The sequence below is a fragment of the Rhodococcus sp. NPDC054953 genome (assembly GCF_053609225.1).
Window position 1 is genome coordinate 1 of the sequence record NZ_JBSGXD010000028.1, and the last position, 16,960, is coordinate 16,960.

17 protein-coding genes are annotated in these 16,960 nt (G+C 70.8%); all 17 read left to right on the top strand.

What is annotated here, in order from left to right; all coding sequences use genetic code 11:
* Nucleotides 1-164 precede the first annotated feature (164 nt).
* The 17 genes from ACWF62_RS17385 (at nt 165) to ACWF62_RS17465 (ending at nt 16,953) form a co-directional block, all read left to right on the top strand.
* Entirely contained in the window at nt 165-626 is a 462-nt protein-coding gene (locus ACWF62_RS17385; RefSeq protein ID WP_452630740.1) for a P27 family phage terminase small subunit, read from the top strand.
* 12 nt (nt 627-638) lie between these two features.
* The gene (locus ACWF62_RS17390) at nt 639-2,387 is read left to right on the top strand and encodes a terminase large subunit (protein WP_452630741.1); all 1,749 of its coding nucleotides are present in this window, start codon (nt 639-641) and stop codon (nt 2,385-2,387) included.
* A 13-nt stretch (nt 2,388-2,400) separates the two neighbouring features.
* A complete protein-coding gene (locus ACWF62_RS17395; protein WP_452630742.1) occupies nt 2,401-4,449 on the top strand; it encodes a phage portal protein in 2,049 nt (682 codons plus the stop codon).
* A gap of 17 nt (nt 4,450-4,466) precedes the next feature.
* On the top strand, nt 4,467-5,321 hold the full coding sequence (locus tag ACWF62_RS17400; protein ID WP_452630743.1) for an HK97 family phage prohead protease: 855 nt from the start codon (nt 4,467-4,469) through the stop codon (nt 5,319-5,321).
* Nucleotides 5,318-6,544, top strand: coding sequence for a phage major capsid protein (locus tag ACWF62_RS17405; RefSeq protein ID WP_452630744.1), 1,227 nt, complete (start codon nt 5,318-5,320; stop codon nt 6,542-6,544). The genes ACWF62_RS17400 and ACWF62_RS17405 overlap by 4 nt, the downstream gene beginning before the upstream one ends.
* Nucleotides 6,545-6,614: 70 nt before the next feature.
* Nucleotides 6,615-6,797, top strand: coding sequence for a hypothetical protein (locus ACWF62_RS17410; protein ID WP_452630745.1), 183 nt, complete (start codon nt 6,615-6,617; stop codon nt 6,795-6,797).
* A gap of 12 nt (nt 6,798-6,809) precedes the next feature.
* Complete coding sequence (locus tag ACWF62_RS17415) at nt 6,810-7,394, top strand: hypothetical protein (protein ID WP_452630746.1); 585 nt, start codon at nt 6,810-6,812, stop codon at nt 7,392-7,394.
* A 17-nt stretch (nt 7,395-7,411) separates the two neighbouring features.
* Entirely contained in the window at nt 7,412-7,762 is a 351-nt protein-coding gene (locus ACWF62_RS17420) for a hypothetical protein (protein WP_452630747.1), read from the top strand.
* Nucleotide 7,763: 1 nt separating this feature from the next.
* Nucleotides 7,764-8,045, top strand: a complete 282-nt coding sequence (locus ACWF62_RS17425) for a hypothetical protein (RefSeq protein ID WP_452630748.1) — start codon at nt 7,764-7,766, stop codon at nt 8,043-8,045.
* On the top strand, nt 8,045-8,437 hold the full coding sequence (locus tag ACWF62_RS17430) for a hypothetical protein (RefSeq protein ID WP_452630750.1): 393 nt from the start codon (nt 8,045-8,047) through the stop codon (nt 8,435-8,437). Before ACWF62_RS17425 ends, ACWF62_RS17430 begins: the two co-directional genes overlap by 1 nt.
* A 14-nt stretch (nt 8,438-8,451) precedes the next feature.
* On the top strand, nt 8,452-9,093 hold the full coding sequence (locus tag ACWF62_RS17435) for a hypothetical protein (protein ID WP_452630752.1): 642 nt from the start codon (nt 8,452-8,454) through the stop codon (nt 9,091-9,093).
* 85 nt (nt 9,094-9,178) lie between these two features.
* On the top strand, nt 9,179-9,493 hold the full coding sequence (locus ACWF62_RS17440; protein WP_452630754.1) for a hypothetical protein: 315 nt from the start codon (nt 9,179-9,181) through the stop codon (nt 9,491-9,493).
* Nucleotides 9,494-9,666: 173 nt separating this feature from the next.
* On the top strand, nt 9,667-9,888 hold the full coding sequence (locus ACWF62_RS17445; RefSeq protein WP_247480933.1) for a hypothetical protein: 222 nt from the start codon (nt 9,667-9,669) through the stop codon (nt 9,886-9,888).
* Nucleotides 9,889-9,911: 23 nt separating this feature from the next.
* Nucleotides 9,912-12,173 carry a phage tail tape measure protein gene (locus ACWF62_RS17450; RefSeq protein WP_452630755.1) on the top strand — a complete coding sequence of 754 codons (2,262 nt, stop codon included), beginning with the start codon at nt 9,912-9,914 and terminating at the stop codon, nt 12,171-12,173.
* Nucleotides 12,174-12,184: 11 nt separating this feature from the next.
* On the top strand, nt 12,185-15,625 hold the full coding sequence (locus tag ACWF62_RS17455) for a hypothetical protein (RefSeq protein ID WP_452630757.1): 3,441 nt from the start codon (nt 12,185-12,187) through the stop codon (nt 15,623-15,625).
* An 8-nt stretch (nt 15,626-15,633) separates the two neighbouring features.
* Entirely contained in the window at nt 15,634-15,960 is a 327-nt protein-coding gene (locus ACWF62_RS17460; RefSeq protein ID WP_452630759.1) for a hypothetical protein, read from the top strand.
* 9 nt (nt 15,961-15,969) lie between these two features.
* Entirely contained in the window at nt 15,970-16,953 is a 984-nt protein-coding gene (locus tag ACWF62_RS17465) for a peptidoglycan recognition protein family protein (RefSeq protein ID WP_452630761.1), read from the top strand.
* Nucleotides 16,954-16,960: the final 7 nt, after the last annotated feature.

Here is a 16,960-nt window from a genome sequence, read left to right on the forward strand (position 1 = left end):
ATGTCGGTTCTACCACGCTTGAGAGTTGGGTGCGCCAGCTCAGGCGAGAGCGTCAGGGGATTGCGCCCTCTGCCACACCTATTACTCCAGACCAGCAACGTATCCGTGAAAAGTTTTCCGCTCGGAGTTTCCCCCTTTTGTGACGGGCCGTGAGGGGGTTGACCGTGGGTAGCCGTGGCCCCCTCAAGATCCCCAAGCACCTGCAAGCCGTTCCGTCCCCCGGCCCGGCTGCTCAGCAGACCGTCGCCGAGCGCGTGTCCCCGTCCGCACCTCCGCGTCCGCCCGGCTTCCCGGAGCACGACGACGAGATGGTGGAGCTGTGGGAGGCGATCGTCCCCGAGTTGGACCGGGCCGGGCTGCTGACCCGGGCCGACGGCCCGACCGTCGAGCTGGCCCTGCGGCACTTCCTCGCGGCACGGAAGGCGGGCGACGCCCTCCAGGGCGGTGACGTGGTCCTTGATGATCCAGCGCATGGCGGCACGGCGAAGAAGAACCCGGCCGGGGTCGAGATGAGGTCGCAGTCCCAGCTGTTCCTGGAGTACGCCAAGCAGCTCGGCATGAGCTTCGCGGCGCGGGCGCGGATGCCCGCGGCGGAGGAGGCGCAGGAGGCGAACCCCTTCGCGTAGGGGGTGATCACCGTGGCGGTGAAGGTTCCCGGGAAGCGGGTCCTCGACAAGCTCAAGCTGTCGCCGGAGGTGGCCTGGTATCTGCTGGATCGCGGGTACGAGCTGCCGAACTGCCCGCCGCGCTGGAAGACGCCGGAGCCACGCGACGTGCCCGGCGCGATGTTCGACCCGGCCCGCGTGGACCGCGTCGTCGACGCGTTCAGTCGGCTGCGGCATACGCAGGGGAAGTGGGCGGGCCGGCCGATCACGCTGAGGTCGTGGCAGATCGCCTACCTGATCGGCCCCACCTACGGGTGGGTGCGGCCGACGGCGGACGGGCGGACGGCCCGGATCATCCAGACCCAGTACCTGGACATCCCGCGCAAGAACGCCAAGACGACGATCGGCGGCGGGCAGTGCATCTACCTGACCTGCGCAGACGGCGAGCAGGGTGCGCAAGTCTTCGCCCTGGCCACCCGCAAGGACCAGGCGAGGCTGTGCTTCGACCCGGTACGCCTCCTGGCGCTCCACGCTCCGGATCTCAAAGGGCACGTCACCCCGCTCAAGGACAAGATCCTCCACCCCCGCAGCGGCTCAAGCTTCTCGGTGATGTCGTCGGCTGGCGACGCGATGCACGGCACCAGCCCGCACGCCGCGTTCGTCGACGAGGTGCACCTCCACAAAACCAGAGACCTGATCGAGGCGGTGGAGACCGGCACGGGCGCGCGCGAGCAGCCGCTCATCATGTACGCCACGACGGCGGACAGCGGCGCCCCGTTCAGTCCCTACGCGGAGATCCGGGAGTACTGCGAGAAGCTCGCCCGCGGAGCCCTGGTCGATCACACCTTCTACGGCGTCGTGTTCGCCGCAGAGAAGGGCGACGACCCGTTCTCGCCTGAGACCTGGCTGAAGGCCAACCCGGGGTTGGCGGCTGGCGACAGCCCGACGATGGAGTCGATGGAGAAGGCCGCGGCGAAGGCCCGGCAGAACCCCATCGAGCTGGCCTCGTTCCTGCGGCTTCGGCTCGGGATCCGCACCAAGCAGGAGACGAAGTACATCAGCTTGGAGGAGTGGGACCGGAACGCCGGCATGGTGAACCGGGCGGAACTGCGGCGTGCGGAGTGCTACGGCGGCTTGGACCTCGCAGCCACCTCGGACCTGTCCGCGTTGTGCTGGGTGTTCCCCAACGGTCCGCCGGCCAGCGGGATCGAGGGCTACCGGGCGCTGTGGCGGCTGTGGACTCCGGAGGCGAACCTGTGGCGGCTGCGCGACCGCACCGCCGGCGCCGTAGACGTGTGGGTGCGCGAGGGCTGGCTGACCGTGACGCCCGGCGACGTCATGGACTACGGCCACATCCGCGAGGCGATCAACGCCGACCGCGAGCACTTCAACGTCCAGGAGATCGCCTACGACCCGTGGAACAGCACGCAGCTGATCACCGATCTCGTCGCCGATGAGGCGCCGATGGTGGAGATGCGGCAGGGCTACCGCTCCATGTCGCCGCCGCTGAAAGAGCTGGCGCGGCTGCTGCGGCAGGGCACGCCGGAGGCGCCGCTGATGGTGCACGGCGGGAACCCGCCGATGCGCTGGCAGATCGACAACCTCGCGGTGGCCACCGACCCGAGCCTCAACGTCAAGCCCGACAAAAAAACCAGCGCCGACAAGATCGACGGCGTCGTGGCGCTCATCATGGCGCTCGACCGGGCGCGGAACCGGAAGCCGCTGCGCCGCAGCGCTTACGACGATGACGACGACTGGGACGATGAGTCCGACGTCGCGTGACGGGGGGTGCGGTGTGGGCTTCTGGTCGCGGGTGAAGTCGCTGGCCTGGTGGGGCAGCCGTCCGACGCGCGGTTCATGGGCACGGCCCGAGTTCGGCTGGCAGCCGCTGGACCTGACGCACGTGCTGGGGCAGGACCCGTCCGAGCTGTGGCGCACGCAGCCACACCTGCGGACCGTCGTGGACTTCGTCGCACGGAACGTGGCGCAGCTGGGGTTGCACACCTACGACCGGGTGTCGGACACCGACCGGCGTCGGGTCACGTCGAGCACTGCCGCCCAGTTGCTGCGTCGGCCGAACCCGGACCAGACCACCTATGAGCTGGTCTACGCGACGGTCGCCGATATGGCCCTGCATGACAGGGCGTTCTGGTGGGTGGCACGGGACGCCTCGGCGGACACGGGATGGGTGCTGAGGCAGATCCCGACTGCGTGGGTGGTACAGGGCCTGGGCGGCACCGTATTCGCCCCGAGCGAGTGGGTGGTGCGCCCGCCGGCCGGGACGGAGCCGATCGTGATTCCGGCCGCGCAGATGGTCACGTTCCACGGATGGGACCCGGGCGATCCGTCCTCTGGCTCGTCTCCGGTGCGGGCATTGAAGCTGATCCTTTCGGAGCAGATCCACGCGTACACCTACCGCGAGCAGGTGTGGCAGCGGGGCGGCCGGGTTGCTGCGGTGATCGAGCGGCCGATTGACGCGCCGGGATGGAGCGCGAAGGGCAAGGAGAGATTCCGCAAGGAATGGCAGTCGAGCTACGCCGGGTCGGGCCCGGAGGCTGGCGGGACGGCAATCCTCGAAGATGGCATGAAGCTCGTGAAGGCGTCGTTCTCGGCCCGCGAGGACGAGTTTGTCGCGGCGGCCACCCTTAGCCTGACCACGGTGGCCAGCACCTATCAGGTGAACCCCACGATGGTCGGCGTCCTCGACAACGCGAACTACTCGAACGTCCGGGAGTTCCGCCGGTCGCTGTACGGCGACAGCCTGGGGCCGTGGCTGACGATGATCCAGGACCGGCTGAACTCTTTCCTGCTGCCCATGCTGGAGGAGCCCGAGGAGCGGTACGTCGAGTTCAACATCGGCGAGAAGCTCCGCGGTTCGCCAGAGGAGCAGGCGGCGGCGTTCCAGGCGTCGGTGGGCCGGCCGTGGATGACAGCGGACGAAGCCCGCGGTCTCCAGAACATGCCTGCTCTCGGCGGTGACGCCGAGCAGCTGGTGACTCCCCTGAACGTGTTGATCGGCGGCCAGGCTTCCCCGCAGGATTCGGCCCCACCGCCGACGCTGGGTTCCGATGCTCCGCCGCGCGAGACATCGGGGGCGGGGCTGGTGCGGGGAAAAGCCCAGACGGTCCGCGCGGACCCGGTGCGGGCTGACGACTTCGAGGCCCGGTACGAGCGCGGCTTGTCCCGCTGGTTCGACGACTTCACCTCGGCGATCCTTGCCGGCTACGGGGCAGCGAAGCGAGGCCAGGCCCGCGTCAAGGCGGCTGAGGACTATGTCGACCGCGCGACGTGGCAGGTGTCGCTCGCGGACCTGCTGCTCGCCCTGGGGCTGGCGACCTCGACTGCGGCGGCCGAATCGCTGCTGGAGCAGGTGGGGCTGCCGCCGGAGGACTACAACCAGAGCGCGACCATCGCGTGGCTGACGGCCATGGCGGCCGGCGTTGCCGAGGGCATCGTCGGCGCGACGCTCGCCGAGGCCGACGAGGCGCTGGATGACACCGAGCGAGTCGACGACGAGGGGCGGCCCGCGCCGGCCGAGGCCCGGCTGTCCAGCGCGATGGCTGCCGCTGCCGCCTCGCGCGTCCCGGAGATCGCTGCGTCCCAGGTGACGGCGCTGTCGGCGTTCGGGCAGACCGAGGCCGCGCGCGGCCTCGGTGGCGGCGCGACGAAGACGTGGCGGACCCGCAGCAGCAGCCCCCGCCCGGCGCACCAGCGAATGGACGGCGAGACCGTCGGCCTGGACGACCGATTCTCCAACGGGGCGATGTGGCCGGGCGACAGCCGTCTGGACGACGCCCAGCGCGCGGGGTGCAAGTGCGCCGTGGAAGTGAGCTTCGAGTTCTAGGCCCGAAGGGGGCATTTGTGCTGATCAAGGATGCGCCCGCTCTGCGGGTCAAGGTCACCGAGGTCAAGGCGGAGGACGGGCCGGAGGCACCCGGTACGGGCGAGTTCACCGCGCTCGTCAGCGTATTCGGGAACATCGACAGCTACGGCGACGTGGTGATGCCCAAGGCGTTCGACCGTACTCTCCGGGAGTGGTCCGCCAGCGGCTACCCGATCCCGGTGTACTGGGGCCACAACCTGTCCGACCCGGACTACAACATCGGCTCGGTCGTCGACGCGGTGGAGACGGAGCGCGGTCTCCAGATCCGGGCCCGTCTCGACATGGACAGTCCCAAGGCCCCGCAGGTCTACAGGTTGCTCAAGGGCGGCCGGGTCAAGGAGTTCTCCTTCGGCTACTCGGTGCGCGACGCCGGGTGGGGCACGAAGGACGGCGCCGAGGTGTACGAGCTGCGGGACATCGACCTCTTCGAGGTCTCGGTGGTCCCGGTCGGCGCGAACCCGGCGACCGAACTCCAGACCGTGAAGAGCCTCGGAGAGCGCACCGGGCGCGCCGCCGTCCGCGCCCTGGAGGGCGTGAAGGCGGGCCGGGCGCTGTCCGGGAAGAACGAGTCCGCGCTCCGCGAAGTGCGTGACCAGCTTGCCGTCGCGATCGACGGTATCGACGACGTGCTGTCCGCCCTCGACCCGCCGGACCCTCCGGCCGAGGACGAGGGCGGCGAGAAGAAGAGCCAGGAGGAGGACACGGCCACGGAGCGGGAGCCGGCCGGCGACGAGAAGCCCGACGGGGCCAAGTCGCCGAAGCCCATGCCTGACTTCGCCGCCGACCCACTGGCGGCCCTGATTGACATCGAGATGAGGAGTGCGCAGGCATGAACCTGCATGAGCAGCGCCAGCAGGCGCTCAAGGCCGCCCGGGACGTGGCGGAGAAGGCCCGCGACGAGGGCCGGGCACTGACTGAGGACGAGCAGACGGCGGTGAAGGGCCACCTGGCGACCGCCGACGGCATCGCGGAGAAGATCAAGCAGGCCGCAGAATCGGACGAGCTTTTCAAGCGCGCGTTCGCCGTCGAGCCGGGAGCCCCGTCCGGTGGTGGCACCGTGCCGGTCGGCGTGAAGGCGAAGCTCGAAGCCGATGCCGCCTACAAGTCGGCGTCCCTCGCCGCCGCCTCCCGCACCCGGTTCTCCCAGCGGAGCACGGAGTTCGAGGCGAAGGACTTCGCCACGGGCGGCCCGGCGGGCGGTCTGGTGCAGACCCAGTACGGCCAGGTCGTCCCCGAGACCCTGCGGCGCCCCACCATCGCCCAGTTGCTCGGCTCCGGCACCATGTCGGCGACGACCCTCACCTACTACGTGCAGGGCCCGACCACTGGCGACTTCGCGATCGTCCCTGAGCTGGGCGAGAAGCCCGCCATCGACTTCTCCTTCGAGCCCGAGATCGAGACGCTCTCCAAGGTGGCCGGCGTCACGAAGATCTCCGACGAGGCGTTCCAGGACACCGCGTACCTGGTCAGCGTCATCGAATCGCAGATGCGCCTGCGCCTCGTCCTGGCCGAGGAGGCGCAGCTCCTCAACGGCTCGGGCGTCGGCGGGAACATGACGGGCCTGCTCAACCGGTCCGGAATCCTCACCGAGACCAGCGCCTCCCCGGCCGACGACATCGACGCCATCTTCCGCGGCATGACCGCGGTGGAGCTGGCGACCCAGCTGCCGGTCGACGCGGTCGTCATCAACCCGCTCGACTACCAGCGGCTGCGTCTGACCCGGGACGCGAACGAGCAGTACTTCGCGGGCGGCCCGTTCACCGGCGCCTACGGCAACAACGGATTCCAGATGGGCCCCGGCCTGTGGGGGCAGAACACCGTCGTCACCAGCGCCATCGCTCAGGGCACCGTCCTGGTCGGGGCGTTCGCGGTGGGCGGCCAGGTGCTGCGCAAGGGCGGCGTCTCCGTCGAGATGACCAACTCCAACGAGGACGACTTCATCCACAACCGGGTCGCGATCCGTGTGGAGGAGCGTCTGATGCTCGCCGTGTACCAGCCGGCGGCGTTCTGCGAGGTGACCCTCGCGGCCGAGGAAGAGGGCGAGGGCGGCGCCTGAGCCCTCGAATCGCAGCAGCTACGGGCACGGCCGGACTGGCCGCGCCCTTCTCACAGATAGGGAGATGGCCGTGGCACGGCTGGAGGAATACGAGGTGGACATCGCCTCGGGCGTGACGGTGACGATGAAGCTGTCGCCCGAGGCGGTGGAGAAGGCGGACCCGAAGCGGGTCCGCAAGGTGCAGCGCACCAAGGGACGGCTGCTGGCGAACAAGGCCCGCCGCGCCGCGAACAAGGCGCCGGCCGCAGGCTGAGGGGAGGCCGCCATGCCCACGATGGACGAACTGCGGGCCCGGGTGCGGCGCCGTCCGGGCATGGCGGGCCTGACCGAAGCGGAGGCGGACGACCTGCTGGACGAGGCGTCCGACATGGTGCGGGACTACTGCGGCTGGCACATCTGGCCGCGGCAGGAAATGACGGTCACCGCCGACTCGATCGGCGGCGGCATCATCGGCCTGCCGACGCTGATGCTGCACGCGGTAACGGCCGTGGAGACCCGGCCGTGGGCCGACCAGGCGCCGGACGCCTGGCAGCCGGTAGCTGGCGGCGGGTGGGACTGGTCGGAGAACGGCCACCTGATCCGGCGCGGTTGCTGGCCCCCGGGCCCGCGCCGTGTGCGGGCGGTCATCGAATCCGGGTACGAGAATCCGCCCGGCGCGATCGGCTCCGTGCTGCTCGGCCTGGCGGTCCGCACCCACCGAATGCCGGCCGGGGTGTCGTCCGAGCAGGCGGGCGGCGAGTCCCTGTCCTACTCGACCGCCCGGGACCCGATGGAGTCCGGGCCCGGCGGCACGCTGTCCAGCCCGGAAAGGGCGATCCTCGACCGCTACCGGCTGACCAACCGGCCCTGACCGAGGGGGTGCTGGCCATGTCGTTCAGCTGGCACCGCGACACCCTCGTCATCATCCGGGCGCCGATCGCCACTGACCCCTACGGCAACCCCCGCCGCGACTGGGCTGCCGCCACCCGCACGCCGCTGCCGGGCTGCCGCGTGCAGCCCGTTCAGGGCTCGCGCGTCAACGCCGCCGACACCCTGCCGCGCGAGGGCCTCGACCGGCGGCGCCGCGTGTTCGCGCCGTTGGCGGCCGACATCGAGTCGACCGATCGCATCGAGTGGGCCGGCGAGACATGGGTCATCGAGGGCGACGTCGACCGGTGGCGCGGCCCCACCGGGGTGGTCGCCCATACCGAGCTGATCCTGAGCAGGATGGAGGGCTGACATGGCGCGAGCCACCGTGCGCATCGAGATCGACTACGCCGGAATCGGGCGCCTCGCAACGGGCAACGAACTGCGCGCGGACCTGGAGCGGCGGGCAGGCCGGGTAGCCGCCGCCGCGAAGGCGTCCGCTCCCGAGATGACGACCGGGCAGATCGAGGTCACGGCCGAGACCCGCACCGGACGGGACCGTGTCCGCGGCGTCGTTACCGCCCGCCACCCCGGCGTCGTCTACGCCGAGGCCCGGCACCGGTTCCTCGGTCGGTCGCTGGACGCGGCCGGCTGATGGCCGCCCCCACCGCCAGGTTCGGCGACGCGACGCTGCTGGCCACCGAGTATCTGCGCCCGCTGATGGGCGGTGTCCACGTCGGATCCGCTGTGCCACGTCCCCGGCTGCCGGAGATGGTGCTGCTGCGCCGCATCGGCGGACCCCGCCGCAACGGGCTCGTGGATGACGCCCGGATCGACGTGCAGGTGTGGGCCGACAGCGACCACCGGGCCGAGGAGATCGCCTCCGCCGCCCGCTACCACCTGGCGCGTATCTGCGAGCTTCGCCGCGAGGTCCGCCAGTTCGCCGAGGAGATCGGCCCGACCCTCATCCCCGACGCACCCTCGGATGTGCCCAGGGTGCTGATGACCGTAGTGCTGTCGGTCCGCGGCGCGGTCCCGACGAGCTGAGACAGGAGAGCGCCGTGAAGAACACCGACAATGCCCGCGCGTACTACGGGTTCGACTCCGGGCTGTGGGTAACACTGCCCGGCCTGCCCGTGCCCGCCTTCCCCCTGCCGCCGATCTACGACGAGTCGGGGGTGTTCCAGCCGCCCGGCGACGAGTTCTATGAGCTGGGCTGGCTGTCCGAGGACGGCCCGACCCAGGGCCGCAACCGAACGGTCGAGCGATTCAGAGGCTGGCAGGGAAACTCCGTGGTCAGGACGGCAGTCACGGAGGACGACCACACATTCCAGGTGCAGGCGCTGGAGGACAACTGGGTCGTCAACGACCTGCGCTACCCGGACTCGATCTCCACGACGACCGGCGGGATCACGCAGACCGTGGTGGTGCAGCAGTCCGGCGAGGACGTGCGCTCCGGCGTCCTCGACCTGGTCGACGGCGGCGTGTGGAAGCGGATCTTCATCCCCAGGCTGGTCGTCGAGGAGATCGCCGACACCTCCCACACCGCCGGCGAACTGACGATGTACGACATGACGATGCTCGCCAAGGTTCACCTCATGGAGGTCGACGGCGTCGAGCGCGGTGTCGCGCTCATCGAGGTCACCAACGCCCCCGGCCGGGCGATCCCGGTGGCGCCGCCCCCGGTCGAGCCGGAGGGCTGATCCCACGAGCAGGGGCGGCCCCGCCATGCGCGGTCCGGGGCCGCCCCACAGTCCATCCACGACCGCGCTCAAGGAGAGACCGCGCATGAGCAAGACCACCTACGACCTCGCCGACCTGCGGCAGCGCGCCGCACAGCGCAAGGGCGGCGACAAGCTCACCATCACCATCGACGGCAAGCCCTACACGATCCCGATGCCGGGCTTCTGGCCCGACGAAGTCAAGCAGTTGGCTCTCAAGTCTCGCGAAGACGGTGACGTCCCGTTCGTGCGCCAGCTGATGGGCCCTAAGCAGTGGGAGGCGTTCGCCAAAGCGGGCGGGCGCTCCGACGACATCATGCTCCTCATCAACGAGTACAAGGCCGCGCAGGGTGCTGAGCTGGGGGAATCCTCGCCCTCGTAGACCTGCTGCGCGACTACTACGGGGAGATCGAGTACGACCTCCTGCGCATCGGCGTCGACATCGGCGACGTCGGCACCGACCGGCTGACCTGGGGCCGCCTGTGGCGCATCATCCAGGCCCAGCCGCCCACCTCCGCCTCCGCCTACGCCTGGGCCAAGGCTCGCGAGAAGGGCGTGTACCCGGTCGACATCGAGCTGGCGGCCGGACGCTTCGACGCTCTGGCCGTCGCCAACTGGCAGCGCTCGAAGAAGGCGTCCCAGCCGGGCTCCGCGCCGAAGCCACTGCCTCGCCCGAGCAAGGTCGAGGCGCTCCGCGGTGACGCCCGTGACCAGTTGATCGAGCGCGGCAGGGCGCTCCTGCGCAGGCAGCGGGAGCGGCCCAAGCCCCGCCCCTGACGACAGAGAGGGGGGCGGGGCTCGTGGCATCTGGGACGCAGGTCGGCACCGCGTGGGTGCAGGTCACGCCGTCGTTTCGTGGGTTCGGCTCCTCGCTCACCTCATCACTGACCGGGGATCTCACCCGGGCCGGGACGCGCGCCGGAGACGACGCCGGCGACGCGGCGGGCCGCCGGTTCGGCGACAGCTTCGCCGATGCTGCTGGCTCGGCGGCGGACCGGATGTCTGGCATCGGCACGGTGGCTGGCGTCGCCACTGCTGGAGCGTTCGGTGTCGGTCTGGCGTCGGCGATGGACGCCGGGTCGGCCACGGCCCGGCTGACCGCCCAGCTGCGGCTGACGGAGGAGGAGTCCGCCCGCGTCGGCGAGGTGGCCGGCGAGGTGTTCTCCGACGGATTCGGCGGCTCGCTCACCGAGGTGAACGACGGCGTCGGGGCCGTGATCAGCTCCGTCGCCGACCTCGGCTCCGTGTCCGACGCCGAGCTGGCGCACATGACCACGCAGGCCCTCGGGCTGGCCGAGGTGTACCAGTGGGACGTCTCCGACGCCGCTGCGGCGGCCGGAAACTTGATCAAGAATGGGTTGGCGCCCGACGCTGAGGCCGCGTTCGATTCGATGGCGCAGGCCGCCGCTACCTTTCCCGCCTCGATGCGGGCCGACATCCCCAACGTCGTCACCGAGTACGGCACCCACTTTGCCCGCATCGGACTCGACGCGCAGACAGCCTTCGGGCTGATGAGCCAGTACGTGCAGGCCGGCGGCCGTGACATCGACCAAGCCGCGGATGTCCTGCACGAATTTGGGCGCATTGCTTTCGAGGAGGGCGAGCGGTCGGCCGACGCGTTCGAGGCGATCGGCTTGGACGCCGACGCCATGCTGGCCGCCATTCACGAAGGCGGCCCCAGCGCCACGGAGGCCCTCACGCAGACGCTCGACGCACTGCGCAACATGGAGGACCCAGCCGAGCAATCCGCCCAGGCCGTGGAGCTGTTCGGCGACATGGCCGGCGAATCGACCGATGCCCTGTGGGCGATGGACCCGGCGACCGCCGCAGCCGTCACCGGCATGGACGACGCCGCAGGAGCAGCAGGAGACCTGACGGACGCCCTTGCCAACGACCCGGCGCGCGTTTTCCAGTCCAGCGTCCGCGGCCTCACGACCTCCCTCGCCTCCGGGCTCGGGCCGATCCTCCAGTCCGTCGCCGGGTGGGCTGCCGACAACGAGGGTGCTGTCACGGCGCTCGCGGTGGGCATCGGAGCCGCCGCTGTCGCCGTCGCCAGCATCACCGCAGCACTGCGGATCTACCAGGGCATCATGGCCGCCATCCGTATCGCCACGGTGATCTGGACCGGTGTGCAATGGGCGCTGAACGTCGCCATGTACGCGAACCCTTTCGGCCTCGTTGTCTTGGCCGTGCTGGCGCTGATCGCGGTCATCGCCGCCGTCATCATCTACTGGGACGAGATCGTCGCCGTCGTCTCCGCCGCGTGGGACGCCATCGTCGACGGCACGCAGGCTGCATGGGACTGGCTGGTCGGCATCGTCGAGGACGCCTGGAACTGGCTCGTCAGCCTGTTCCGGTCCGTGCACCCGGTGGGGATCGTCACCTCGCACTGGGAGACCATCCAGCGTGTCACGGGCGAGGTGTGGGACTCCGTCAAGCAGCGGATTTCGGATGCCTGGGAGTCCATCACCGGCGGCGTCCGTACCTCGGTGGACACCGTCCGTACCACCGTCAGCGGCGCCTGGGACCGGGTCCGCGACAGCACCTCCCGCGCCTGGGAGTCCGTCCGCTCCAGCGTCGTCTCCGGTGTCCTCAACGCGTGGCGTGCGGTCTCCGGCGTGTGGACGTGGTTCAAATCGATCGGCACCGCGATCGTGGGCGGCATCATCTCCGGCGTCACCTCGGCTGCCAGCGGGTTGTACAACTCCCTGAAGAACCTGGCGAGCAACGCGCTGAGCAGCGCGAAGAGTTTCCTCGGCATCGGATCGCCGTCACGGCTCTTCGCTCACGAGGTCGGCCAGTGGATCCCCGCAGGTGTCGAGCTGGGCATCGACGATGGTCAGGGCGAACTCGACCAGCGGGTCGAGCACATGGTGCGCGTGCCGGACCCGCCGACCGTCCGCGCCGCCGTCGCCACCGGCGTCGCCGCGCAGGCCGGGCCGACCGTGCAGATCATCCCGGACGGCACCGCAGCAGGCCGGGCGCTCGTGGAGATCCTCCAGCACGCCGTGCGGACCCAGCTCGGCGGCGACGTCAACCGCCTCTCCGACAAGAAGCGATGAGAGGAGTGGCCGTGGCCTATCCCGAGCGGCCCATGCGCCTGCCGATCCGTCTGGAGCTCGCCGTCGGCGCTGACCCCGCGGGCGACCCAGCGGGGTGGACGTGGACGGACGTGACCCAGGACGTCGTGCCGCAGACCATCTCCATCAGCCGCGGCCGATCCTCGGAGAGCAGCACCGCGTCACCCGCGAGCGCCACCCTCACCCTGGACAATGGGCACGGGCACTACACCCCTGGCCACCCGCTGAGCCCGCACTACCCGAACATCCGGCAGGGCACGCCCGCACGGCTGTGGGTGCAGGCCGGGGAGCGGCACCTGCTGGTGCCGGACGCTTCCGGCGCGCGTGCCCAGACCGCTGCGCCGCTCACGCCGCCGACCGATCTCGATATCCGGGTAGAGCTGGCTCTTGACCGGCTGCCCGCGCAGGTAGCGGATGTCCCGCCCGCCGGCAGCGGGCTCATCCCGTGGGCGCACCAGTGGCAGGAGGTCGCTGGCCAGTACCGGACCTCGACCAACGACCGGTCGTGGATGCTGGCGATCAACAACGCGGGCGGTATCGCGCTGCGCTGGTCAGCAAACGGCGCCACGTTCCAGGACGCGCAGATGATCGCCGGTGCCCCCTACGCCTCGGGGCAGCGATGGGCTGTGCGCTGCACTCTCGATGTCGACAACGGCGGCGGCGGCTGGACACTGCGCGGCTACCACGCGCCGACCATCGACGGTCCCTGGACCGTACTCGGAGAGACCGCCGGCACCAGCACAACGGCCCTGCACTCCGCCCCGGTACCGGTCGAGCTCGCCGACATCTCCGCACTCCTCTTCCCGCGCGCCGCCGGCCGCTACTACCGCGTGCAGATGCGCAGCTCCATCGACGGCCCGGTGCTCACCGACGTCGACTTCACAACGGCGACCCCGGGCGAGACGACGGTGACCGATCCGCTGGGCGTCACCTGGCAACTCCAGGGACGCGCAGCGATCAGCGACTGGCGCTGTCGCCTCGTCGGCCAGGTCGACGAGTGGTCGCCCACGTGGCCCTACGGGGATCTCGCCGAGGGCGACTACCGCGGGGAGGCGCGCGTCGCCGTCACGGTCTCCGGGATCCTGCGGCGCCTGGGTGCCGGCGCCCCGCCACTCCAGTCCACCCTGCGCCGTTACATCCCCACCCGGGGCGGGCTGACCGCGTACTGGCCCATGGAGGACGGAGCCGAATCCACCTCAGCCGCGTCCGCCCTGCCCGCGCTACCGGCCCTGCGCACCAGCGGGCTGGCTTTCGCTGCTGCTTCCGATCTGCCATCGTCGGCGCCACTGCCGACCGTCGGCCAGAACGGCGGGTCCATCCAGCAGCGCCTGCCACCCCTGCCCGAGGGGAGCACCGGCTGGCGGGTGGAGATGGTCTACCACGTCGACACCCTGCCCGAGACGCCCACCGAGATGATGTCCGTCGATGTCTCCGGCGGCTTCACCAGGATCGTCGGGCTCATGTCCCGCACCGAGTTCCGCCTCGAGCTGTGGCGGGAGAACGAGCTGACCTTCTTCGCCTCCATTTCCGACGCCGCAGCCATCGCCGCGGCAACCGGCTGGTGCCGCGCCCGCATTGCCGCCGACCCATTCGGCGGACAGACCCGGTACAGGTTCTCCTGGGCACCCATCGGCATCGAGGGCAACTACTGGGCGTTCCGCACTGCCATGCCCTACAGCACCCCGTCGCAGGTCAACTGCCGGTGGACGTCCGCCTGGTCCGGCATGGCGGTGGGCCACGTGACGTGCACCAACCAGCCGCTGACCGATGTCTACGGCGGGGACGTGGGAGGCGCCGACGACGCCTGGCGGGGCGAGCGGGCTATCTCCCGCATGCGCCGCCTCGCGCAGGAGGAACGCCTGCCGATGAGCGTCCCCGGCGCCCCGTCCGAGTCGGTGCGCATGGGACCTCAGCGCATCGCCACGCTGCTGGAGCTGCTCCAGGAGTGCGCGGACGCCGACGGCGGCATCCTCGCCGAGCGCCGGGAGGTCGCCGGGCTCCAGTACCGGCCGCGCCATCTGCTGTACAACCAGGTCCCGGGCCTGCAACTCGCCGCCCGGGACAATGAGATCGACGCCCCGTTCGCGCCGATCCTCGACGATCAGCGGCTGCGGAACGACATCACCGCCAGCCGCGTAGACGGCTCCTCCGCCCGCGCCACCGACCAGGTCAGTGTCCAGCAGCACGGCCTGTACGACGACGCCGTGACACTGAACGTCGCCACAGACGATCAGATGCCGGACCTCGCAGGCTGGCTGCTGCACCGCGGCACCTGGCCAGGCATGCGCTACCCGGCCGTCACCACCGCCCTCGACATCGCCCCCCACGCGGCCGAGGAATGGATGGACCGAGCCGAGGGCGACCGCGTGCAGGTCACCGACCTGCCGCCCCAGCACCCGCCGGGGCCGGTCGATCTCATGGTGGAGGGCACAACCGAGACCATCACTCCCACCCGCTGGAGCATCGAGGCCACCGCGAGCCCAGCCGGGCCGTGGACGGTCGGTGAGGTCGCACCCGAGGTGCCCGGCGAGGAGACGGGGCCCATCCACGTCGACACGGACGGCTCCGAACTCGCCGCAGCGGTCAGCGAGGACGACACCGAGCTGTCCGTCGTCGCGACCGTCGGCGAACCGTGGAGCACGGACCCCACCGATCTCCCGTGGGACATCGCCGTCGGCGGGGAGCGGATGACCGTAACCGTGGTGGGCGAGCCGGGCGGGGCGACGTGGGACACGGCAGGCGCCCGGCACGAGGGGCAGACGAGCACGGCGATCGTGGCGCCGTCCATCACCGGGCCCGGCCTGCTGATCTCGTGTTGGCAGGGCTTCGGCCAGGCGGCCGGCGCCTACACCCTGCCCGCTGGCATGACCGCGGCACCACAAGCCGTCGGCCAGTACACCCGCAACGCCGCCGCCTGGCAGACCATCGGCCCCGGCCCCTCCGGCACCCGCACGGCGGTCATCACCGGAGAGCCGGACGCCTGGGCGGCGCTCAGCATCCGCGCCGCCGGCGCCACCGTCGCGGGGACCTGGGCGGCGCTCGGGTCATCGGCGGACGCCACGCTCACCACCTCGACGGCCTCCGTCGGCCAGTGGCTGGTCGCGGTCATCGGCTGGGACTGGGACCCGTTCGACGCGATGCTCCCCCCGTCCGGGGACGGCTGGCAGCAGCTCGCCACGTCCGGCCCGCCCGGCAACACCACCAGCCGGCTCATGGCGTGGGCCCGTCCGGTGACGGTCGCGGGCCCGCAGGCCGTCACCGGGTACAGCGCCTCCAGCATCACGGACACCCACCTGCGGGTGTGGCTCCTGGACGGCATCCCCCCGGCCACGGCGCAGCCGTTCACGGTGATCCGGAGTGTGAACGGCATCCGCAAACCCCACCCCGCAGGCGCCGACGTTCGCCTGGCAGATCCCATGATCGTCGCCCTTTAGGAGGCCCCGTGTACGCCTGGAGACCCGGCATGCGGGTCACGGCCGAGCGCCTGCGCGCCGGACGGCTGGCCGGCACCGTCGACATCACCCCAACCACACCGGTGACGAACGCGCTCTACAACGGGACGTTCTACCGGGGCGAGGCCGTCATCACCTTTCCGGCAGGGGTGTTCACCTCGCCGCCGGTGATGTCCGTCACCGCCCGCTCAACCGTCCCCGGCACCGTCATGGAGTGCACCTACACCAGCGTCTCCACCACCGGAGTCACCGTCATCGTGGCCAGGTCCAACCAGAACTCCGTGATCCTCGACTGGGTCGCAGAACAGCCCCTGTAGGAGGCAGACATGCAGCTCATCGCCCGCACCGCCTGGGGCGCCCCGGCCACCTCCCCGGCGGCGGCCCTTCCGTCCGCCCGCGGTGTCGCCGTCCACTACCTGGGGACGAAGTACGAGCCGCGCCCGCACGAGCAGTGCGCCGCGATGGTCCGCTCCATCCGTTCGGCCCACCTGGCGAACAAGGCTGAGGGCTACCTCGACATCGCCTACAACCTGCTTGTCTGCGAGCACGGCGCCGTCTTCGAGGGCCGCGGCGTCCGGAGGCGCTCCGGGGCGAACGGCGGCACCTCGCAGAACACCAGCCACTACGCGGTCTGCGCCCTGCACGGCACGAACGGCCAGCCGTCCGACGCGCTCCTGCGCGGCCTCGGCGAGGCGATCGCCCACCTCCAGCAGCACGGCGCCGGCCGGGAGGTCGTGTGCCACGGCGACCTGACCGCAACCGCCTGCCCCGGCGGCCCGCTCACCTCCTGGGTGCGGGCCGGACATCCACTGCCACCCATCAGCACCCCACCGAACACCCGCGCCCCGACGCCCGAGGAGGACGCCGTGCCGACCGCTGCAGCGTTCCGCGCCCGCGACTACACCCGCAAGCTCCGGCCGGACGAGTGGACCCTGCTGAACTGGACCCGCCGCCAGGACGGCGAGAAGTGGGCCACGAAGGACCCGGAGCCGTCGCTGCTGCTGAACCCCTGCCAGTACACCGCGTCGTTCGGCGTCCGCATCAAGGGCCTCCAGCCCGGCGACGAGGTGCAGCTGCGCTTCAGCTACTGGACGAAGAAGAAGGACGGCGACGGCTGGGAGCGCGTTGCCACCACGCCCATCGACTCCCCGGCGCACGTCGGCGGCAGCGGGCACTTCACCTACCAGTGGACCGGCCGGCTACCGAAGGACCGCCGACTCCGCGCCGAGGTCCTGCACTTCCGCCGCGACGCCGGCGTCGAAGTGGTCTGCGACCTCGCCGACTTCGAGGCCAGCTACTGGCCCGCCTGACCCCACC